18 protein-coding genes are annotated in these 19,768 nt (G+C 71.1%); 10 read left to right on the top strand and 8 right to left on the bottom strand.

Going from position 1 to position 19,768, the window contains the following annotated elements; translation table 11 throughout:
- Positions 1 to 70: 70 nt before the first annotated feature.
- Positions 71 to 1,123, bottom strand: a complete 1,053-nt coding sequence (locus tag ACP7BP_RS05660; RefSeq protein ID WP_426243303.1) for a hypothetical protein — start codon at positions 1,121 to 1,123, stop codon at positions 71 to 73.
- 309 nt (positions 1,124 to 1,432) lie between these two features.
- Here ACP7BP_RS05660 and ACP7BP_RS05655 point away from each other — a divergent pair, with 309 nt between their 5' ends.
- From ACP7BP_RS05655 to ACP7BP_RS05645, 3 genes are all read left to right on the top strand, one after another.
- Positions 1,433 to 1,900, top strand: a complete 468-nt coding sequence (locus ACP7BP_RS05655) for a hypothetical protein (protein WP_426243302.1) — start codon at positions 1,433 to 1,435, stop codon at positions 1,898 to 1,900.
- The gene (locus ACP7BP_RS05650; RefSeq protein ID WP_426243300.1) at positions 1,897 to 2,394 is read left to right on the top strand and encodes a glutathione peroxidase; all 498 of its coding nucleotides are present in this window, start codon (positions 1,897 to 1,899) and stop codon (positions 2,392 to 2,394) included. The genes ACP7BP_RS05655 and ACP7BP_RS05650 overlap by 4 nt, the downstream gene beginning before the upstream one ends.
- Positions 2,395 to 2,455: 61 nt before the next feature.
- Positions 2,456 to 3,841 (top strand): NAD-dependent malic enzyme, encoded by a 1,386-nt coding sequence (locus tag ACP7BP_RS05645; protein WP_426243298.1) that lies wholly within the window; start codon positions 2,456 to 2,458, stop codon positions 3,839 to 3,841.
- Here the strand turns inward: ACP7BP_RS05645 and ppgK are convergent.
- The gene (gene ppgK / locus ACP7BP_RS05640) at positions 3,838 to 4,635 is read right to left on the bottom strand and encodes a polyphosphate--glucose phosphotransferase (protein ID WP_426243296.1); all 798 of its coding nucleotides are present in this window, start codon (positions 4,633 to 4,635) and stop codon (positions 3,838 to 3,840) included. The two genes, ACP7BP_RS05645 and ppgK, sit on opposite strands and share 4 nt — an antisense overlap.
- Before the next feature lie 57 nt (positions 4,636 to 4,692).
- Between ppgK and ACP7BP_RS05635 the strand changes: the two genes are divergently transcribed.
- The 4 genes from ACP7BP_RS05635 (at position 4,693) to ACP7BP_RS05620 (ending at position 8,007) form a co-directional block, all read left to right on the top strand.
- Positions 4,693 to 5,334 (top strand): PadR family transcriptional regulator, encoded by a 642-nt coding sequence (locus tag ACP7BP_RS05635; RefSeq protein WP_426243294.1) that lies wholly within the window; start codon positions 4,693 to 4,695, stop codon positions 5,332 to 5,334.
- Positions 5,335 to 5,349: 15 nt separating this feature from the next.
- Positions 5,350 to 6,126 (top strand): maleylpyruvate isomerase family mycothiol-dependent enzyme, encoded by a 777-nt coding sequence (locus ACP7BP_RS05630; protein WP_426243292.1) that lies wholly within the window; start codon positions 5,350 to 5,352, stop codon positions 6,124 to 6,126.
- Between the two features lie 97 nt (positions 6,127 to 6,223).
- On the top strand, positions 6,224 to 7,246 hold the full coding sequence (locus ACP7BP_RS05625) for an ATP-binding cassette domain-containing protein (protein WP_426243290.1): 1,023 nt from the start codon (positions 6,224 to 6,226) through the stop codon (positions 7,244 to 7,246).
- Positions 7,243 to 8,007 (top strand): ABC transporter permease, encoded by a 765-nt coding sequence (locus tag ACP7BP_RS05620; protein ID WP_426243288.1) that lies wholly within the window; start codon positions 7,243 to 7,245, stop codon positions 8,005 to 8,007. Before ACP7BP_RS05625 ends, ACP7BP_RS05620 begins: the two co-directional genes overlap by 4 nt.
- 265 nt (positions 8,008 to 8,272) lie before the next feature.
- Here ACP7BP_RS05620 and ACP7BP_RS05615 read toward each other — a convergent pair whose 3' ends face one another.
- Positions 8,273 to 9,169 (bottom strand): GTP-binding protein LepA, encoded by an 897-nt coding sequence (locus tag ACP7BP_RS05615; protein ID WP_426243286.1) that lies wholly within the window; start codon positions 9,167 to 9,169, stop codon positions 8,273 to 8,275.
- A 57-nt stretch (positions 9,170 to 9,226) separates the two neighbouring features.
- Between ACP7BP_RS05615 and ACP7BP_RS05610 the strand changes: the two genes are divergently transcribed.
- Entirely contained in the window at positions 9,227 to 10,633 is a 1,407-nt protein-coding gene (locus ACP7BP_RS05610; protein WP_426243284.1) for an MFS transporter, read from the top strand.
- Here the strand turns inward: ACP7BP_RS05610 and ACP7BP_RS05605 are convergent.
- On the bottom strand, positions 10,615 to 11,862 hold the full coding sequence (locus ACP7BP_RS05605; protein WP_426243282.1) for a phospholipase D-like domain-containing protein: 1,248 nt from the start codon (positions 11,860 to 11,862) through the stop codon (positions 10,615 to 10,617). The two genes, ACP7BP_RS05610 and ACP7BP_RS05605, sit on opposite strands and share 19 nt — an antisense overlap.
- 35 nt (positions 11,863 to 11,897) lie before the next feature.
- The gene (locus ACP7BP_RS05600) at positions 11,898 to 13,316 is read right to left on the bottom strand and encodes a glycosyltransferase (RefSeq protein WP_426243280.1); all 1,419 of its coding nucleotides are present in this window, start codon (positions 13,314 to 13,316) and stop codon (positions 11,898 to 11,900) included.
- 175 nt (positions 13,317 to 13,491) lie between these two features.
- Here ACP7BP_RS05600 and ACP7BP_RS05595 point away from each other — a divergent pair, with 175 nt between their 5' ends.
- On the top strand, positions 13,492 to 14,853 hold the full coding sequence (locus tag ACP7BP_RS05595; protein ID WP_426243278.1) for an O-antigen ligase family protein: 1,362 nt from the start codon (positions 13,492 to 13,494) through the stop codon (positions 14,851 to 14,853).
- A 4-nt stretch (positions 14,854 to 14,857) separates the two neighbouring features.
- Here the strand turns inward: ACP7BP_RS05595 and wecB are convergent, their stop codons facing one another.
- Genes wecB through ACP7BP_RS05580 form a run of 3 tightly spaced genes read right to left on the bottom strand, consistent with a single transcriptional unit; the run spans position 14,858 to position 18,167 of the window.
- A complete protein-coding gene (gene wecB / locus ACP7BP_RS05590; RefSeq protein WP_426243276.1) occupies positions 14,858 to 15,991 on the bottom strand; it encodes a non-hydrolyzing UDP-N-acetylglucosamine 2-epimerase in 1,134 nt (377 codons plus the stop codon).
- The gene (locus ACP7BP_RS05585; protein WP_426243274.1) at positions 15,988 to 17,106 is read right to left on the bottom strand and encodes an NAD-dependent epimerase/dehydratase family protein; all 1,119 of its coding nucleotides are present in this window, start codon (positions 17,104 to 17,106) and stop codon (positions 15,988 to 15,990) included. The genes wecB and ACP7BP_RS05585 overlap by 4 nt, the downstream gene beginning before the upstream one ends.
- Entirely contained in the window at positions 17,103 to 18,167 is a 1,065-nt protein-coding gene (locus tag ACP7BP_RS05580; RefSeq protein ID WP_426243272.1) for an SDR family NAD(P)-dependent oxidoreductase, read from the bottom strand. The genes ACP7BP_RS05585 and ACP7BP_RS05580 overlap by 4 nt, the downstream gene beginning before the upstream one ends.
- Positions 18,168 to 18,415: 248 nt before the next feature.
- Between ACP7BP_RS05580 and ACP7BP_RS05575 the strand changes: the two genes are divergently transcribed.
- Positions 18,416 to 19,648 carry a M15 family metallopeptidase gene (locus tag ACP7BP_RS05575; protein ID WP_426243270.1) on the top strand — a complete coding sequence of 411 codons (1,233 nt, stop codon included), beginning with the start codon at positions 18,416 to 18,418 and terminating at the stop codon, positions 19,646 to 19,648.
- Positions 19,649 to 19,768: the final 120 nt, after the last annotated feature.

Raw genomic sequence — 19,768 nt, 5'->3', positions numbered from 1 at the left:
GTACAGCAGCCCCGGTCGGAGACCGGGGCTGCTGGGGGTGCTCAGGTGTGGTGCGGGATGCGCGAGCGGATCAGCCGCGCACGCAGCCGGCCGCCAGGCCGACCTTCTTGAGCCCGGCCAGGTCACCGGCTCCGAAGAGCGAGCGGAACCAGCCGTCGCTCCAGGGCAGGTTGTCGGTCGAGTAGTACATCAGCTGGCTGCGGCCGGCTTCGTTCCGGTCGGTGTGGGCCAGTCCGAAGCCGTGACCGAGCTCGTGCAGCAGGGTCATGCCCAGCGTCGCCCGGCTCGGGGAGTCGAGCGCGATGTCGACGGCCTGGTTGGGGGTGCCCGGCACGGTGAGGTCGGAGTTGACCGTGACACCGGTCTGCTTGATGCTCCACAGCTTGCCCTTGCGGTCTCGGCCCGGGTCGAACCTGACGACCTGGCTGACGGCCACGGCGCCGGCGATGGCGGGACGCTCGGCCTGGGTCGCCCAGGCGATGACCAGGTCGGTGCCGCGGTCCATGCGGCGCTTGCCCTGCGGGATCGTGTGCGTGCGGCCGGTGTACTTGAACTTCACGCCGGTGGCCTGGGTGAACTGGAACAGCACGGAGTCGATGATCGGGAGCACACCGTCGCCGATGTCGTCGAGGTTGAGCTTGTAGCGGATCGTCTGGCACGGGTTGATCCGCTCGCGCCAGCCGTGGAACTTCAGCAGGTTGTGGTCGGCCGCCATGCCCCGAGCGGTGTAGCTCGGCACCACGTTGACCTTGTGCGGCTTGAACGCGCGCTTGCTGTGCTTCTTCGTCGCGGGGGCCAGGACGCGGACCTTGTGCTGGCCGTACCAGTCCCAGGTCCCGGTGAAGCTGAAGTTGTGGTCGACAGCCTTGGTGTTGGCGAGCTTCTTCCACCCGTTGGGGGCCTTGTACTGCAGCAGCAGCTTGCGCTTCTTCGTGCCGTTGACGGTGCCGTAGAGGGCGTAGCCGGTGCCCGAGCCGGACACCCAGGTGTCGGTGACCCAGGTGATCTTGCCCTTGGTGCGGTGCTTGCCGGGCTTGGCGTCGGCGGGCGCGGCGGTCATCGACACCGCCAGGAACATGGTCAGCAGCGCGATGAGCGCATGCCGCGAGCGGTGGCTGGACAAGGATCCCCCTTGATGAAAGACACTGACAGGTGAGATGTGCCACCCGTGGGGTGGTCTAAACCTCAGGGGGCAGAGTACGCGAGCGTGCGGATGGCGGCCCGGTCGCGTCCCGAGGGACCGAGCCGCACCGCCATCCTTGGGAGCGGGGCCCCGGGCCGCGTGCCGCCACCGGTTCCGGGGGGGTAGACCGGTGAGCGGCGGGCGCCGGGGGGCTCGATCCCCTCGACGAGAGTACGCCGGTCGAAGGGGTTTGGGCAGAGCCCGACCGGGGGCCGCCGGCGCTGTCCGGGCGTCCCGGATACTGGGCCGATGGCAATCCGTCGCAGCCGCAGGACGCTGTGGTCCCTCGCCCTCGTGGTGGTGCTGCTCAACATGCCCCTGCTGCTGTCCCTCGCGACCAGCGCACGGGTGGCGAGCAGCGGCACCGACGTGGTCGCCGAGGTGATCGGCGGACGTGTGTACGGCGACGCCGACGACCCGGAGTACTGGCTCTCCTACCGCTTCGACGCCGACGTCGACGTCGATCGCGAGGCGTTCTCGGCGGAGGTCGACCGCGCGACGTACACCCGGGCGAGGGAGACGCGCGAGCTGAGCGTCGAGGTCGTGCCCGGTGACCCGGCGGTCCACCGGGTGGAGGGCGCGGAGCCACGGCGGCTGGGGCTGCTCCTCACTCTCGGAACCGACGCCGTCGTGCTCCTGCTCGGGCTGGTCTGGTGGCTGCGCCGGAGGTCCGCGCCGGGGTCCGATTCCGACCCGGTGCCACAATCGAGTGCATGACCTCCCTCTCCAGCTTCAGCGCCACCTCCATCGACGGCCGCCAGGTCGAGCTCGCCGACTACGCAGGCCAGGTGGTCCTGGTGGTCAACACGGCGTCGCAGTGCGGCCTGACCCCGCAGTACGCCGGCCTGCAGAGGCTCCAGGACACCTACGCCGACCAGGGGTTCACCGTGCTCGGGTTCCCCTGCGACCAGTTCGGCCACCAGGAGCCCGGGACCGAGGAGGAGATCGCCACCTTCTGCACGGGCAGCTTCGGGGTCACCTTCCCGATGTTCGCCAAGATCGACGTCAACGGCGACGGCGCGCACCCGCTCTACACGTGGCTGCGGCAGGAGAAGGGCGGCCTGCTCGGCGACCAGATCAAGTGGAACTTCACCAAGTTCCTCGTCGGCCGCGACGGCGCCGTGATCCGCCGCTTCGCACCCACCACCGTGCCCGAGGACCTCGACGGCGACATCGAGAAGGCGCTGGCGACCGAGGCTCTGGCCGACTGAGCCAGGGGCAGATCCCGGGGCGACTTGCTGGTAACCGCACGGGCAGTGGAGGCTTGCCGACATGGCCGCCACCACCTCGTCGTACTCGATCACCATGCGGCTGCACACCGCCCCCGACCACGGGGTGGTCGGCACCGTCGCCACCACCATCGCCGAGCATGGCGGAATCGTCACCGCGATCGACGTGGCGGAGTCCCGCCACGACCGGCTGGTCGTCGACGTCACCTGCAGCGCCTCCGACTCGACCCACTCCGAGGAGCTCGTGGCCGCGGTCGGCGAGCTCGACGGGGTCGTGGTCTACAAGGTCAGCGACCGCACCTTCCTGCTGCACATCGGCGGCAAGATCGAGGTCAACTCCAAGGTCCCCCTGCGCACCCGCGACGACCTGTCGATGGCCTACACGCCCGGCGTGGGCCGCGTGAGCATGGCGATCTACAACAACCCCGCCGACGTCTCACGGCTGACGGTCAAGGGCAACAGCGTCGCGGTCGTCACCGACGGCTCGGCAGTGCTCGGTCTCGGCAACATCGGCCCCGGCGCCGCGCTGCCGGTGATGGAGGGCAAGGCCGCGCTCTTCAAGCGCTTCGCCAACATCGACGCCTGGCCGATCTGCCTGGCCACCCAGGACACCGACGAGATCGTCAAGGCCGTCGAGATGATCGCCCCCGGCTTCGGCGGCATCAACCTCGAGGACATCGCGGCCCCCCGCTGCTTCGAGATCGAGGCGCGGCTGCGCGAGTCGCTCGACATCCCGGTCTTCCACGACGACCAGCACGGCACCGCGATCGTGGTGCTCGCCGCACTGACCAACGCGCTCCGGGTGGTCCGCAAGCAGCTGCCCGACGTGCGCATCGTGGTCGCCGGGGCCGGCGCGGCCGGCTCGGCGATCGTCAGCCTGCTGCTGGCCGGTGGCGCCGGCGACGTCGTCGTGTGGGACCGCGAGGGTGCCCTGTCGCGCGACGACGACTCGCTGCCGCCGGCGAAGGCCGAGCTGGCCTCGCGCACCAACCCGCGCAAGGTGCGCGGTGACCTGCACACCGCGCTCACCGGGGCCGACGTCTTCGTGGGGGTGAGCGGGCCGGGCGTGCTGCAGCCGGAGTGGATCGACGACATGGCGGCGGACCCGGTCATCTTCGCGCTCGCCAACCCCGACCCCGAGGTCGACCCCACCGAGGCCGGCAAGCGGGCGGCCGTCGTGGCGAGCGGCCGCAGCGACTACCCCAACCAGATCAACAACGTGCTCGCCTTCCCCGGGGTGTTCCGCGGGCTTCTCGACGCCCGCGCCTCCGAGATCACGATGGAGATGCTGCTCCGGGCCGCCACGGCGATCGCCGCCGTGGTCAGCGACGAGGAGCTCAACCCCAGCTTCATCATCCCGTCGGTCTTCAACCCCGAGGTGCCCAAGGCGGTCGCGGCCGCGATCCGCGGGACCGAGGCGGGCTCCTAGGAGTCCAGCGCCTCCTGAGCGACCAGTGCGGCGCCGATGATGCCGGCGCGGTTCTGCAGCTGCGCGGCCACGATGGGCGTGCGGATGTCGATGAGGTGCAGGAACCGGTCGGCGTCGCGGCTGACCCCGCCACCGACCACGAAGAGGTCGGGGGTGAAGAGCCGCTCGACGGTCCGGTAGTAGACCGTGAGCCGCTCACCCCACTCCTCCCACGTCAGATCCTCCTCCTCGCGGATGCTGCTGGCCGCTCGCTTCTCGGCGACGTGGCCGTCGATCTCGAGGTGGCCGAGCTCGCTGTTCGGCACGAGCACGCCGTCGTGGATGAGCGCCGAGCCGATGCCGGTGCCGAGGGTGGTCAGGATGACCAGGCCGCGCGTGTGGTCGCGCGCCGCGCCGTACCTCGTCTCGGCCAGGCCGGCCGCGTCGGCGTCGTTCATCACGTGCACGTCGCGGTCGGAGGCCGCGGTGAAGACCGCGTCGGCGTCGACGTCGATCCACGACTTGTCGATGTTGGCGGCGCTGCGAGCGATGCCGTGCTGTACGACGGCAGGCACGGTGACGCCGACCGGGCCGGTCGCGTCGGGGTGCCGCTCCATGATCTGGCCGATCAGCTCGGCCACCACCGCCGCCACCGCGTCGGGCGTCGACTTGCTCGGCGTCTTGATCTTCACCCGGTCGCCGGCGAAGTCGCCGCGGGTGAGGTCGACGGCGGCGCCCTTGATGCCGCTGCCGCCGAAGTCGATGCCGAGGGGCATGCCGCCTGAGGTCTCGTCACCCTTGTGGTCCGGAGTCATGCGAGCACCCTGTCCCGGATCGGCCCGCCGCCGCAAGCCGCTCCTAGACTGACGCGCATGACCGTCCCGACCACTCGCATGCTGCTGCTGGGCGCGGTGGCGTTGTTCGAGCCGGTCAACGGCTACCAGATCCGCCGGGAGCTCATCTCGTGGCGCGTCGACGAATGGGCGCATGTCAATCCCGGGTCCATCTATGCCGGCCTCGCGACCCTGACCCGGCACGGGCTCCTGCAGAGGCACGACCTGGTCGACGGCCGCCGCGCCGTCGCGGTCTACGAGCTCACCGAGGCCGGCCGGGCGGAGTTCCACCGGGAGCTCGTGCAGGCGCTGGAGGAGGTCGACCTGCACGACCGAGTGGCCTTCCAGGCGGCGTTCGGCATGCTGCCGCGGCTCGAGCGCGGCCTCGCGGTCGCGGCCCTCGAGCGTCGTCGTACGGCGCTGGCGACGCAGATCGAGCTGTTCGTGGCCGGCCAGGACGACCCGGCCAACGGCCCGCCGCACGCCCGCCGCGGCTGGACGCTGTGGCTGGACCTGGCCCGCGCGGAGGCTGCCTGGCTCGATGAGACGCTGCGCCAGATCACCTCGGGAGAGCTCCGGTTCGCACCCGACGAGGACTGGGACTGGGTGCCGCCCGACGACGACCCGGGCTGGCAGATGAACGTCGACCGCGATAAATACCGGGCGATGCTGGGCCGTTGACGGCAGGCTGCTCCCATGCAGACCGCCGAGCACCTCGAGGGACTGCGCACCGCGGCGATGGCCTTCGCGAGGTACGCCGACCGGGCGGGCCTCGACGCGCCGGTGCCGACGTGCCCGGGCTGGTCGGTCCGGGACCTGGTCGCTCACCAGGGCGACGTCCACCGGTGGGCGGTCGCGCACCTGCGCGGGCGCGCGGACGAGCACGACCGCGAGGCCGGGCGGCGGGCCGGCCGGTCCGCCCCGGACCCGCTGCAGTGGCTGCGCGACGGGACGGTGGAGTTCGCTCGGGCGGTGAGTGACGAGACGCCGGCGGGAGCCCGGCCGCTGGTGTTCCTGGCCGGCGCCGACCCCGGTCGCCCGCGCGAGTTCTGGGCCCGGCGGCAGTGCCACGAGACGACGATCCACGCCGTCGACGCGCTGTCGGCCGCGCTGGGCCGCTTCCCCACGGCGGCCGAGACCTGGATCGACGCGGCGGTGGCACGTGACGGCATCGACGAGCTGCTGACCGGCTTCCTGCCCCAGCCGAGGTCGCGCCTGCGCGCGGAGGAGGCGACGCGGCTCGTCGTTCGGGCCGACGACGATGACGGCAGCCGCGGCCCGGGCTGGCTGGTCGAGGTCTCCGAGCAGCCGCCGACGACCACGCGGCTGGACCCGTCGGAGGGACTGCCGGCGTACGACGTCGTGCTCGCGGGTGGCTCGGTGGAGCTCTACCTGACCCTGTGGAACCGCAGCGACGAGCACGCGGGTGTCGGTGGCGACTGGGACGCTTGGCGCGCCGGGATGCGGGTCTGAGGTCGTCGGGAACCCTGTTGACAAACCGTATGTTCAACGTTGAACATAGCGGCTCGGGTCCGCACGGCCGGACCGACGAAGGCATGAGGGAGAGACGATGATCACCGCACGGGGACTCGTGCAGACGTTCCACACGGGGCAGGGCAAGAAGAAGAAGGAGGTGCACGCCGTCGAGGGCGTCGACCTCGACGTCGCCGAGGGCGAGGTGGTCGGGTTCCTCGGCCCTAACGGCGCCGGCAAGACCACGACGCTGCGGATGCTCACCACGCTGCTCAGGCCGACGGCGGGCACCGCCACGGTCGCGGGCTACGACGTGGTGACGCAGAGCCAGCAGGTCCGCAACAGCATCGGCTACGTCTCCCAGGCGGGCGGGGTGTTCTCCAGCGCTCGAGCGGGCGAGGAGGTCATGGACCACGGCATGCTCTACGGCCTCTCCAGGCAGCACGTCGAGGCGAGGGGACGCGAGCTGTTCAGCCAGTTCCAGCTCGACGGGCTGTGGGAGCGGATGCCCAAGAACATGTCCGGAGGCCAGAAGCGCCGCCTCGACATCTGCATGGGGCTGATCCACGACCCCACGCTGGTGTTCCTCGACGAGCCGACCACCGGCCTGGACCCCCAGGCGCGGGCCAACCTCTGGGAGCACATCGCCAAGCTGCGCACCGACCGCGGAGCGACCGTCTTCCTCACCACCCACTACCTCGACGAGGCCGACGCGCTGTCCGACCGGATCGTGATCATCGACCAGGGCCGCATCGTCGCCTCCGACACGAGTGACAACCTCAAGTCGCAGGTCGCGGGGGACCTGGTGATCCTCGAGGTGCGACCCGACCAGGTCGCGACCGCGGCCGACCGACTCGGCTCCATCTCCGACTCGGTCTCGGTCGAGGGCCAGCACGTGCGGGGCCGGGTGGCTCGCGCCGGCCGCGCCGTACCCGGGCTGCTCCGCGAGCTCGAGGGCGCCGGCGTCCAGCTGGAGTCGATCGAGATCATGCGGCCGACGCTCGACGACGTCTTCCTCACCCTCACCGGCCGCTCGCTGCGCGACGCCGAGGCGGAGGCCGACCAGGCCGCGACCGACGCCGACGAGTCCACCACCGCCCTGGAAGGAGCAGACCGATGAACCGGTTCATGCGCGAGAGCTTCATCGTCTTCAGGCGCCAGATCCGGATGAACCTGCGCAACCCTGCGTGGGTGGTCATCGGGGCGCTGCAGCCGGTCCTCTACCTGCTGCTGTTCGGTCCGCTGCTCAAGCCGATCGTGTCGACGTTCCCGGGGGCGGCGGACAACGAGTTCACCTTCCTGGTGCCCGGACTGCTCGTGCAGCTGGGCATGTTCGGCGCGTTCTTCGCCGGCTTCGGACTCATCGCCGAGTGGCGTGAGGGCGTGGTCGAGGCCGAGCGGGTGACGCCGGCCTCGCGCACCGCGCTGCTCGTCGGCCGCCTGATGCGGGACCTCCTCCAGCTGCTCGTCCAGGCCATCATCCTGATCGGGCTCGGTCTGCTGATGGGCATGCGCGGAGGGGCCGGAGGCATCGTCTTCGGAGTGGTGCTCACCCTGCTCGTCGGCGGGGCGTGCGCGGCCGCGTCCAACGCGCTCGCCCTGACCACCAAGTCCGAGGACGTGATGGCCCCGCTCATCAACATGGTGATGATGCCGGTGCTGCTGCTCAGCGGCATTCTGCTGCCGATGACGCTGGGGCCCGAGTGGCTCAAGCGGGTCAGCGACTTCATGCCGTTCCGCTGGATCGTCGACGCGGTGCGCGACTCCTTCGCGGGCGACCTGGCGAGCTCCGAGGTGATGTGGGGCACCGGGTGGGCAGTGGTCCTGTTCGCGCTCGCCGTCTGGTGGGGCACGTCCACCTTCCGCAAGGAGAACGCCTGACCCACGGCCGACCACGTCCTGAGGCAGCTTCACGTACGGCCGCGCAGCGGCGTGGCTCTCTCGCCGCGTGTGGCCGCTCTCGTCGTCGCATGCAGGGGTTTGTGGGCGAGTCGTGGGGTTCGTGGGCGATGCAAAGGGCTCGAACCCCGGGAGTCACCGGATATCCGGTGACCCCAACGACAGCCAGCGTCGGGGCGTCGTACGCAGGGGTTTGTGGGCGAGTCGTGGGGTTCGTGGGCGATGCAAACGCCTCGAACCCCGGGAGTCACCGGATATCCGGTGACTCCCGAGACCCACCACTCGCCCGCACCCGCGACAGCTCCACGGCCTCCCGGAAGGCCTTCATGACGTACGCCGGCACGTCGAGCCCGGCGCCGGCGGCATCGAGCAGCTCGGCCTCGACCTTGGCGATCTGGCTGGTGAACCCGACCAGGTCGTCGTCGATCTCCAGGGCGTGCATCACGTCGCCGAAGTCGGCGCGCTGCTCGGGGTTGTTGGCGCCCACGGGCGCGTAGGAGAGCGCCCGCATCCGCCGGACCAGCCACAGCTGCCACCGCGAGAGCTGTGCGGCCAGGCCACGCGCCGACATCGTGTAGAACGCGTGGTGACCCGGCTCCTGGCGCTTGATCTGGCCCACCACCGTCTGGGCGATGGCGTGCTCGCCCAGCTCGGTGAGCCCGTCGCGCAGCAGGTTGTAGGCCAGCACCGCCGAGCGCTCGGTCGACATCCCGGTGAGGTAGTAGAGCATGCGTACGACGTCCTTCATGGGCTCCAGGTGCGCCAGCAGGCCGAGGATGCGGAGCTTGGCCGACACGCTCGTCAGGTCGGTGACCGCGTGCTCGCGGCCTAGCCGCACCTGCAGCTCGTCGAGGATCTGGCCGTGCCGGATCTCCTGCGGCTGCCACACGTCGGCGTAGAAGTGCCGGTCCACCTCGGGCGGGTCGGGCAGCATCGCCGTGAGCTCCAGGACGTTGCGGTCGACCTCGAGCTCGACGCGGGCCATGTAGTCCAGGACGTGGCCGAACCGCCGCTCCAACGCCTGGGGGTCGCGGACCGTGAAGTCCACCGACGCGAGGTCGATGGGCGGGTGGTCGGCGCCCAGCCGGTCGACGTACTCCGACAGGCGCAGCTCGTGCCTGCGCATGCTCCCGAGGTCCACCATCCCGGGATCCTAGACAGCGGCCCCGCACCGCGTCATGCGCTGGCCTACCGTGGGCGGGTGAGCGAACCCGGACTGATCTCCCTCGACTCCTCCACGGGCCGGATGGTGGTCGCCGCCGCCACGCTGGGCTCCGGCCTCACGATGCTCGACGGCACCGTCGTCAACGTGGCCCTCAAGACGATCGGCGAGGACCTCGACGCCTCGCTGGCCCAGGTGCAGTGGATCACCAACGGGTACCTGCTCTCGATGGCGTCGCTCATCCTGCTGGGCGGGGCACTGGGCGACCGGTTCGGCCGGCGCCGGGTCTTCGTCATCGGCACGATGTGGTTCGCCCTCGCGTCCCTGCTGTGCGGTCTCGCGCCGACTCCTCTGGTGCTGATCCTCGCGCGGCTGCTCCAAGGGGTGGGTGCCGCCCTGCTCACGCCGGGCAGCCTGGCGATCATCCAGTCGGTCTTCGTGCCGGCCGACCGGGGCCGGGCCATCGGCGCCTGGTCAGGGCTCGGCGGCATCGCGGCCGCCGTCGGTCCGTTCCTGGGCGGCGCGCTCGTGCAGTACGTCTCGTGGCGCTGGATCTTCCTCATCAACCTGCCGCTCGCGGTCATCACCGTCCTCATCGCCCGGCGCTGCGTGCCCGAGAGCAGGGACCCGCACGTCAGCGGCCGCTTCGACGTGCCCGGGGCGGCGCTGGCCTGCGTCGCGCTGGGTGGCGTGACGTGGTCGCTCATCGAGTGGGGCGAGCCGTCCTCGCCGTACGCCGGGCTCTTCGGCCTGCTCTGCGGGGCCGGGTTCCTCGTGGTCGAGGCGCGCGGCAAGGAGCCGATGATGCCTCTCGGCCTCTTCGCGAACCGCACGTTCAGCGCCGCCAACGCGATGACGTTCGCCGTCTACGCGGCTCTCGGTGCCGTGCTCTTCTTCCTGGTCATCCAGCTCCAGACGGTCAGCGGGTACGGCGCCCTCAGGGCCGGCGTCGCCACCCTGCCCATCACCGTCTGCATGCTGTTCCTCGCGTCCCGTGCCGGCGCGCTCGGCACCCGCATCGGACCGCGCCTCCCGATGACCGTCGGACCACTGGTGATGGCCGTCGGCACGCTGCTCCTGCTCGCCGTCGACAGCGACACGCACTACTGGCGCGACGTCTTCCCGGGCATCACGGTGTTCGGCCTCGGCCTCGCGCTGATGGTCGCCCCGCTGACCGGCACCGTCCTCGCCGCGGCACCCGACGAGCACGCCGGCATCGCCAGCGGGGTGAACAACGCCGTCGCCCGCGCCGGCTCACTCCTCGCTGTCGCCGCCCTGCCGGTGGCGGTGGGGCTCTCCGGGGACGAGTACGCCGTCGCGTCGGCCTTCGACTCGGCGTACCACCGGGCCACGATCGTGTGCGCCGTGCTGCTGGCCGTCGGCGGGGTCCTCAGCTGGCTGACCATCCGCAACCCGGCCGGTGAGAGTCACCTGCAGGCGTCGTAGTCCGGCGTGGGCACTCCGCGCGCACTGTTCCGGCCGTGCTTGAAGGCGTCCTCGAAGTGCCGCAGGTAGCGGTCGTGGATCCACTTGCCCTTCAGCCGCAGCATGATCTCGTCGTTGTAGTGGAGGCCGCCGCACGTCGCGTTGCTCGTGCCCGTCACCACGACGTGCTGTGGCCGGCCGCCGACGAGCGCGTGGATGACGACCTCCTTGTCGTGCGTGCTGACCTGCCGCACCAGCGCCTTGGGCAGCCGGCCGCCGTGCACCGGCTGCTCGAGCCACTTCTCGACGGGCGGCCGGTCGACGACGACGCGCACCCGGCACCCGCTCTCGTGCAGCTGCACCAGGCGGGCGCGGATGTCGGCGCGCTGGATCACCGCGAGGTGCACGTCGACCCGGTCGAGCTTCGGAGTGCAGCGCACCCGGCGCAGCGTGTCGGCCAGGATGTCGCCCCGGCGCGGGTAGAGCATCGCCGGAGGAGAGGCCAGCGTCGTCCTGGTGGCGCCCCACCTCTGCGCCTCGAGCGCGTCGAACCAGGCGTCGGCGAACTTGTAGTACCTCGGGCTGACGATCCGCAGCAGCGAGTTGTACTGCTGGTACTGCAGGCCGGCCAGGTTGCTCGAGCTCGTCACGACCGAGCGCTCGCCGCGGACGTCGGCCACGATCAGCTTGAGGTGGTTGATGTCCTGCCCCGCCGGTGCGGGACCCGCGCCGGTCCACGGCAGGCAGGCGCCGTCGCACACGACCGCGTTCCCTGGCGCCGGGTCGCCGGCCTCGATGCGCTGGACGAGGCTCGCCCCGACCGGGTTGGCGAGGACGTCCCCGTCGGCGACCAGCTCGACGTGCACCCCGCGGGCCTGCGCGGCCACCAGGTCGTCGGCGGCACCGGGGATGTCCCAGCGGAACATCGCGACCCGCAGCGAGTCACCCGCCCTCGCCTTCTTGAACAGTCGCCGCATCCGGTTGATCACCACGGGATGGGTGCCGCCGTGGGTGCCCGGGGAGGAGAAGCACACCTCGATCTTCCGCCGGGCCTTGCAGCCGGGGCCGCCGGCCTCGGTCGCGGGGACCTGTGCGCGCACGGGCCCGGTGTCGACCGGCGAGACCGGGGCCGCCTGCGCGACGGGCTCGTCACCACCGGTGGCCTGGCACGCGACGCTGGCCAGCACCGCGAGCACCAGACCGATCACTGGGCCGACCACCAGACGCGACGTCGACATGGCTCCGGGCATGCGACCAGACTGCCACGCCGAGCGGCGGAAAGGGCTCAGTCGGAGCGACGCCGCAGCGACGGCCCCCGCCGGCGGCCCGCGGTCGGTGGCTCGCTGGGCTCGACCCTGAGCTTCCGCACCCGCCGCCTCAGCTTCCGCACCCGGTTGCTCAGCCGGGCCACCTGCTCCCTCAGCGCGGTCACCTGCTGAGTCAGCCCGGCCACCTGCTCGTCGTGCTCGGCCGCCAGCGCGGAGGCTGCCCGCTCACGCTCACGGGCCTGCTCCTGCAGGCGTCGTACGCCGCCCGGCGGGAGCCGCAGCTCCAGCGCGTCGAACCCGGCGACCACCCGGTCGCGGTTGGCGTCCCAGTCGCTCGAGGCGTGCTCGTGGCGCGACGACCCGGTATCCACCCACCAGCGGTAGACCGAGGTGATCTCGGGGGAGTCGGTGACGCCGGTGACCGCGGCGGCCCGCACGAGGAAGTCCCAGTCCTCGGTGGTGTCCAGCTCCTCGTCGAAGCGCAGGCCGTGCTCCGCGACGGCCGCCGTCGGGAACGCCACGGCCAGGCACGGTGTCTGGTTGGCGACCAGGTGGTCGACCAGCTCGAACCGCAGCGGCCACGGCAGCAAGAGGGGAGCCACCGGCTCGGGCCACATCCGGCCGTCGGCGTCAGCGGCCCGGACCTGCAGCTGCATCGGCGCGGCCCGCAGGGTGGTGCCCGGTCCGCGCGAGGCCAGCTCTCGGAACGTCTCCACCCAGTGCGCGAGCACCACGTCGTCGTCGTCGAGGACGGCGACGTACTCCCCGCGGGCCTCCTCGAAGCCGGCGTTCAGCGGGGTGCTGCGCCCGCCGTGTTCGACCGGGACGAGGCGGATCCGATCGCGCAGCCACTCCGGCTGGGAGGCGACGACCTCCTCGACGACGGCTCGCGCGGCGGGGGTGAGACGGTGCCCGGTCAGCACGACCTCGAAGGACCGCACCGTCTGGCCGGCCAGTGACAGCAGCGCCTCCTCCAGGCACTGGGGCCGGGTGCCCTGGGTGCGCATCACGACACTGAGGAAGCACCCGTCGTCGACCGGCGCGCCGGGTGCCGGGCCGCGCCGCGGCTCGGCCCGGTCACCGGCAGCGGCCACGCGCACATCCGTGTGCACGACGGCCGTCGGCGCGAGCAGGGGCTCGGCCCCGTCGCGGAGCTGGGCCGCGGTGCCGAGCAGGCACGCGGGCTCGCCCGGCTCGATCGGCACGGTGCGTGCGGCAACGGGCCGGTCGTCGGCCCGAGCCCTCGACAGCCGGGCCAGCACCTGCGGACCGGGCAGCGCGCCGGGCAGTGGGCGCAGCACGAGCTCGTCGGCCGGCAGCGAGTCGAGCACCGCGACGTCGCGCACGGTTCCGAGACCTGCCCACGCCGCGGCGTACGCCGGGTCGGCGTCGTCGGAGAGCAGGATCGTCACGCCTGAGGCGTCCTGGCCGGTCACCGCGCCTCCTGCTCGGTCGGGCTGCTGGTCGTCGCGAATGATAGCCAGCGGCCGGCGCGCCGGTGGCCCGCGCGTCCTGACGTCGTGGGGTGCGGGGTCTGCCAGCAGGGCTGGCCTAGAATCCAGCGACCACAGTCGCGACCGTGCGGCTCACGTTGAACCGGGGAGCCTACGCGTGAACACGTCCGTCGCGGCGGCACCCGCCCCGGCTCCGGCCCGCGGGATGGTCGACCGCCTGGCGGAGGCCCGGCTGCGGGTGAAGACCTACCACGCATCGCGAGAGCCGGCCCGAGAGAACTCCGTCCGGGGCGTCTTGTGGATCCTCTTCATCGCCACGGAGTTCTACCTCTTCTCCAACCCGCTGGTCTACATCTACCCGTTCGAGGCGTCGCTCCAGAAGGCGACGAGCCTCGCGGTGATCATGCTCGTGGTGCAGTTGCCCAAGCTGCGGCTGCCCCCCGTGCCGTGGACCCTGCTCGTTTTTATCGCGTACGCCGCGGACTCGGCGTTCTGGTCGATCCAGCCCGACTACACGTGGAAGACCCTGTGGCTCTACGGCAGCATCGCGATCATCGCCCTGATGGTGGCTGCCAACACGACTCCGAAGGTGCTGGCCCAGGGCTGCACGCTGGGCGGCATCGTGATCCTGCTGTCGTCGTGGTACGCCGTGGAGACGGGCCTGGTGGGGGCGATGGCGCCTGCCGGGCTCGACGGCTACCTGGCGGGCGTGGGCGGCAACCGCAACATCCTCAGCTACTGCATGGTGATCGCCATCGGCTTCGCCGCGGCCTACTTCCCCACGCGGTGGTGGGCGCGGGTCGTGTGGTTCCTCTCGGTCGCGACGCTGCTCGTCGGGGTGTTCCTCGCCCAGTCCGTGTCCGGCTTCCTGGCGAGCGGGTTCATCCTGGCCGGGGCCACGATGCTCGGCTTCATGGAGCGGCGGAGCCGTCGTACCCGCCGCCGGACCACGGTGGTGATCTCCGGGGTGCTGGCCGTGCTGACGCTCCTGTTCCTGGCCGTCCCGAGCCTGCTCGGAGGCTTCCTGGGCCGAGACTCGACCACGCTGTCGGGCCGGGTGCCGCTGTGGGAGGCGACCATCCAGCAGAGCGAGCCCGAGCTGTGGTTCGGCTACGGCTTCGGCGCTGTGTGGCAGCACCCGTGGCTGCCGGCTCCCGACAACACGCTCGCCCAGAAGATCTACGCCGGCGCCGGCATCCTGCTGTCTCACGGCCACAACTCGTTCATCGACGTGCTGCCCCAGCTGGGCATCCTGGGCGTGCTGTTCCTGGTGGCCATGCACCTCGCGGCCCTGTGGCCGGCGATCGGCATCCGGATGAACGAGGTCAACACCCGAGAAGGCCTGGTCGCGTCACGGGTGATCCTGCTCAGCATGACCGGCCTGCTGATCTTCGGCCTGACCGAGCCGCTGACGAGCACGCCGCTGGGGTGGTTCGTCCTGGTCGCGCTCCTCGAAGTGGGCCGCCCCTACCTCAGATCGCAGGGCAGGCACGCGCACCCGCGCTCCCGGTTCTGGTGACGCGTCAGCGGGTGCGGATCCCCGCCCACTGGTGATGGCGACCCACCGTCGACACGATGAAGTTGACCGCGCGCTCCGAGCAGTTGCCGATCGCGTAGTCGTCGGGCACCAGCCAGTCGCCCCGGTCGGTCGTGGTCACCACGCCCACGGCCTCCACGACGTTGCGGGGGTCGAGTCCGGTCATCACGATGGCGCCGGTGTCGAGGGCCTCGGGGCGCTCGATCGAGTCCCGCAGCGTCACGGCCGGGAAGCCGAGCAGAGACGACTCCTCCGAGATGGTGCCGGAGTCCGATAGCACGCAGAACGACTTCGACTGCAGGTGGTTGTAGTCGAGGAAGCCCAGCGGCTCGTGGAACGTGATGCCCTCCACCGTGCGGCCGAGGGCGTCCAGCCGCTTGCGGGTGCGGGGGTGGGTGGAGACCAGGATCTGCCTGCCGTACGCCGCGTGCACGGCCTCGAGGCAGTCGAGCAGCTGGCCGAGGCGGGCCGGGTCGTCGACGTTCTCCTCGCGGTGGGCGCTGACCAGGACGTAGTCACCCTCGGAGAGCGAGAGGCGGGAGAGCGCGTCGGACTCGGCGATCTGGTCGGCGTGCGCGGTAAGCACCTCCTTCATCGGCGAGCCGGTCTTGAGGATGCGGCGCGGGTGCAGGCCCTCAGCGAGGAGGTTGCGACGGGCGTGCTCGGTGTAGACGAGGTTGAAGTCGGCGACGTGGTCGACCAGCCGGCGGTTGGTCTCCTCGGGCACGTTCTCGTCGAAGCAGCGGTTGCCTGCCTCCATGTGGTAGACGGGGATCCGCATCCGCTTCGCGATGACCGCAGCGATGCAGCTGTTGGTGTCGCCCAGCACGAGCAGCGCGTCCGGCTGCTCGGCCAGCAGCACCTCCTCGGTCTTGATGAGCACCCCGCCCAGGACCTGGCCGAGGCTCGAGGTGTCGACGCCCAGGTAGTGGTCGGGCGCGCGGAGCCCGAGCTCGCTGAAGAAGATCTCGTTGAGGGTGTAGTCGTAGTTCTGGCCGGTGTGCACCAGCACGTGGTCGACGGTGCGGTCGAGGCGCTTGATGACCTCCGAGAGCCGGATGATCTCGGGCCGGGTGCCAACGATGGTCATGACCTTCGTCTTGCGGTCGGTCGCGGTCATGCCTGCGTCTCCAGCTCTTTCGCGCCCGCCACGGGCACGGGGAAGGTGTCGGGGTTGTCGGGGTCGAAGAGGGTGTGGGTCCAGAACAGCGTGGTGAGCTCGTCGCGGCCGGTGTTGGTGATGTTGTGCACCCACATCGTCGGCATGTCGATGAGCGTCGGCGCCGAGCCGTTCACCGGGAAGTCGAGCACCTCGGTGGTGAACATCCTGCGCAGCGAGATGGTCGCCTGACCGCTCAGCACCACGAACCGCTCGATCTTCCTCAGGTGGTAGTGCTCGCCACGGGTCACCCCCGGCACCGTGGTCGACACGAACGTCTGACCACCGTTGCCGTGGCTGCGCACCGTCTCGACGAGCCGGCCACGGTTGTCGACGCGTGGCTCCAGGACGATCGGGTAGCCCGTCGGGAAGAGCGCCGCCCGGTAGGTGTTGAAGAGGTCGACCACGAGCGGACCGTCCAGCGCGGGGACGTCACCCGTGACGGCGTACGTCGTGTGGAAGCGCCGCAGCGTCTCCCACACGTGCAGCACCGACGTCTCGGTGGCGTCGGGGCGCAGCTCGGGTGTTGGGGTGTCGAGCGCGGCGACGAGCGCCCGGGCCGCATCCTGCGCGTGCAGCAGCCCGATCGGCCGGTCTGCGATCGACGGCTCCTCGCCCCGGATCACCGCGTCGACGAACGACGCTACGAAGGAGTTGTAGCCGGGCCGGCCGTGCTCGCCGAACAGGTTGGGCAGCAGCACGTCGGTGAAGGCGCCGCCGGTCTCGGCAGCGCTCGCACGCAGCACGTCGGCGGCGCCTGCCTTCCCCACGGCGTACGGCGACCCGTTGCCGACCTGGATCGAGTTGGCGAAGACGACGGCGACCGGCCGGCGGGCACCGCGCACGGCGGTCGCGACGTCGTGCGCGAGTGCGACATTGCCGTCGACCAGGTCGGTGTCGGCGGCCCGGTTGATGCCGGCGACGTGGATGACCGCGTCGGCGTCGGAGACCAGCTCGGGCAGTCGCGACCAGGTGTCCCGCCCGACCGCGACCACGGTGTGGTCGGTGGTGGCGTGCAGCAGGCAGCGGGTGTGCCAGCCGAGGAAGCCCTCGGCACCGGTGAGGACCACCTTCATCGGCGCGCCAGCTCCTCTTGGACCTCGGGGATCTTGCGCAGCAGGTCCTGGGTGCTGGCGACGTCGAGCTGGTGGGTGTTGTCGGAGGCGTAGTCCTCGACGTGGGAGATCTCGTCCTCGCCCTCGGTGAAGTACTTCTCGTACTGGAGGCCGCGGGTGTCGAGGGGGACCCGGAAGAAGTCGCCCTGGTCCTCGGCCTTCGCGAACTCCTCGCGGGAGAGCAGCGTCTCGTGCAGCTTCTCGCCGTGCCGCATGCCGATGACGCGCAGGTCCGGCTCGGCGTCGGAGAAGAGGCCGGAGACGGCGCGGGCGAGCACCCCCACCGTCGAGGCGGGAGCCTTCTTGACGAAGAGGTCACCGGGCTGGGCGTGGAAGAACGCGTGCTTGACCAGGTCGACGGATTCGCCCAGCGACATCAGGAACCGGGTCATCCGGGGCTCGGTGAGCGTCAGCGGCTGGCCGGCGCGGAGCTGGCCGATGAAGGCCGGGATGACCGAGCCGCGGGAGTACATCACGTTGCCGTAGCGCGTCACCGACACGGTCATGTCGGAGTCGGGGTTGTTGCGGGCGTAGGCCTGCGCGGTCTTCTCCATGAGCGCCTTGGACATGCCCATCGCGTTGACCGGGTAGACGGCCTTGTCGGTGCTCAGGCACACCACCGAGCGGACCCCGGCCGCGGCCGCCGTCTCGATGACGTTGTGGCTGCCGACGATGTTGGTCTTCACGGCCTGCTGCGGGAAGAACTCGCACGAGGGCACCTGCTTGAGCGCGGCGGCGTGGAACACGTAGTCGGCGCCGGTGACCGCGGCGCGGACGCTGTCGGCGTCCCGCACGTCGCCGAGGAAGAAGCGCATCCGCTCGTCGTTGAACGCGCGCCGCATCAGGTCCTGCTTGGCCTCGTCGCGGCTGAAGATGTTGACCCGCGCGGCGCCCTCCTCGATCAGGTGCCGCGCCATGACCGACCCGAACGACCCCGTTCCCCCGGTGATGGTCACCACCTGGCCGGCGACCGACCGGTCTGCGGGACTCGTGGCACTGGGGGCGGCGTCGACCTGCGTCATACGGGCTCCTTCATCTGCGTGCTGCCGGCTGCGTGCTGGAGAGGCGTGCGCGGGCTTCGCGAGCTGCCACCCCGATGCCCCACGACGGCGCCGATGGCTCAGCCGCTCGTCCGAGGATTTCGCCACGCGAGGGTATCGCGGGCCGGCGTGCCCTCCGAATTCGTCATCGCACCGTCATCGCACCGTGTCGGGTTCGCGTGTCATCGCGCCTACCCTGTCGTCGGGAGGGCCGTGGGGAGGATGACGTGATGCGGATGCGCGCTGTGGGGGTCGCGACGGGGCTGGTGGCGGCCCTGCTCGCGCTGGCGGCGTGCGGCGAGCCCGTCCCCGCCGCACCGCCCGAGACCGCATCCACCTCCGGTCCCGTGCCGTCCGACTCGAGCTCCGACTCCTCGGCACAGCCGTCGCCCGAGGGGTCCGCGCAGCCGACCGTGGCCGATCCCGACCACTCCGTGCCGCCGCCGGGCAGGCTGACGAAGACGCTGGTGCCGCCCGACATCCTCGTCTACAGCCAGCAGGCGCTCCCCGACAAGCTGACCGAGCGGATCCGCAAGGCCAAGGGCGTGACCGACACCGAGCGACTCTCGCTCGCCCAGGTCGGCATCGAGAACCGCGTCATCACCGTCGGGGCGGTCGACCCGGCGTCGTACCGCCGCTTCACCCGGCTGGAGAGCGCCACCCTCCAGGAGGCGTGGGAGCGCGTGGCCGGCGGTGAGCTGGCCATCGACCCCGCACTGGGCAAGAAGCTGCAGGACGACCAGGGCTACCTGAAGCTCGGCAACGACGAGGACGCCGAGCAGGTGCACATCGGCGCCTACACCTTCCAGGTGCCCCGGGTGGACGCCGTCGTCAACGAGAAGTGGGGCGAGGCCCTCGGCATGCGGCTCGGCAACGCGCTGCTGATCTCGACCGGCTTCGACTCCCCGCAGGTCGTGCAGGACCGGATCCAGGACATCGTCGGCAAGGACTTGTCGGTGCAGATCCTCGGGCCGGACCTCGACCCCGATGCCGTGCAGACCGCGTTCCTGACCGGTGGCTCGGTGGCGCAGGCCGTCGGCACCTTCTCCTACCGGGTCATCGGCGGTGGCCGGATCGCGCCCGACCCGGCCTGGGTCAGCTCGCACATCCGCACCGAGCCGGTGCCCATCCTGGGCAGCGTCACCTGCCACACGGTGATGATCCCGCAGCTGCGGGCCGCGCTGCGGGAGGTGCAGACCGAGGGGCTCGCCGACAAGATCCACCCGGGCGAGTACGCCGGGTGCTTCTACCCGCGCTTCATCGCCAACACCACGCAGCTGTCCCTGCACTCCTTCGGCATCGCGCTCGACCTCAACGTGCCCGGCAACCAGCGCGGCACCGTCGGGGAGATGGACCGCGACGTCGTGGAGATCTTCAAGAAGTGGGGCTTCGCCTGGGGAGGCGACTGGGGCTACACCGACCCGATGCACTTCGAGATGAACCGGCTCGTGGAGGTGCGCTGACGCCGCCTGGCCGCCCTGGCGGAGAAGCCTCGGCCGTTGTTTGTACCGTAGCACCACCCGGGGGGGGCGGACGGGGCCACAAAAGCCCGTGCTCGGGGGCGGACCGGCCAGCCAATCCCG

Origin of the sequence: Nocardioides sp. LHG3406-4, assembly GCF_049897745.1 — a bacterium.
In the GTDB taxonomy this organism is placed as follows: domain Bacteria; phylum Actinomycetota; class Actinomycetes; order Propionibacteriales; family Nocardioidaceae; genus Nocardioides.
Note: the sequence above shows the minus strand (reverse complement) of the source record. Positions and strands in the feature narration are given on the sequence as shown.

Coding starts and splice junctions, on each gene's coding strand:
- ACP7BP_RS05605 (WP_426243282.1), bottom strand. CDS start 11,862: ATGCCCGGAGCCATGTCGACGTCGCGTCTGGTGGTCGGCCCAGTGATC.
- ACP7BP_RS05655 (WP_426243302.1), top strand. CDS start 1,433: ATGGCAATCCGTCGCAGCCGCAGGACGCTGTGGTCCCTCGCCCTCGTG.
- ACP7BP_RS05645 (WP_426243298.1), top strand. CDS start 2,456: ATGGCCGCCACCACCTCGTCGTACTCGATCACCATGCGGCTGCACACC.
- ACP7BP_RS05580 (WP_426243272.1), bottom strand. CDS start 18,167: ATGACGCAGGTCGACGCCGCCCCCAGTGCCACGAGTCCCGCAGACCGG.
- ppgK (WP_426243296.1), bottom strand. CDS start 4,635: ATGACTCCGGACCACAAGGGTGACGAGACCTCAGGCGGCATGCCCCTC.
- ACP7BP_RS05620 (WP_426243288.1), top strand. CDS start 7,243: ATGAACCGGTTCATGCGCGAGAGCTTCATCGTCTTCAGGCGCCAGATC.
- ACP7BP_RS05630 (WP_426243292.1), top strand. CDS start 5,350: ATGCAGACCGCCGAGCACCTCGAGGGACTGCGCACCGCGGCGATGGCC.
- ACP7BP_RS05635 (WP_426243294.1), top strand. CDS start 4,693: ATGACCGTCCCGACCACTCGCATGCTGCTGCTGGGCGCGGTGGCGTTG.
- ACP7BP_RS05650 (WP_426243300.1), top strand. CDS start 1,897: ATGACCTCCCTCTCCAGCTTCAGCGCCACCTCCATCGACGGCCGCCAG.
- ACP7BP_RS05575 (WP_426243270.1), top strand. CDS start 18,416: ATGCGGATGCGCGCTGTGGGGGTCGCGACGGGGCTGGTGGCGGCCCTG.
- wecB (WP_426243276.1), bottom strand. CDS start 15,991: ATGACCGCGACCGACCGCAAGACGAAGGTCATGACCATCGTTGGCACC.
- ACP7BP_RS05585 (WP_426243274.1), bottom strand. CDS start 17,106: ATGAAGGTGGTCCTCACCGGTGCCGAGGGCTTCCTCGGCTGGCACACC.
- ACP7BP_RS05625 (WP_426243290.1), top strand. CDS start 6,224: ATGATCACCGCACGGGGACTCGTGCAGACGTTCCACACGGGGCAGGGC.
- ACP7BP_RS05615 (WP_426243286.1), bottom strand. CDS start 9,169: ATGGTGGACCTCGGGAGCATGCGCAGGCACGAGCTGCGCCTGTCGGAG.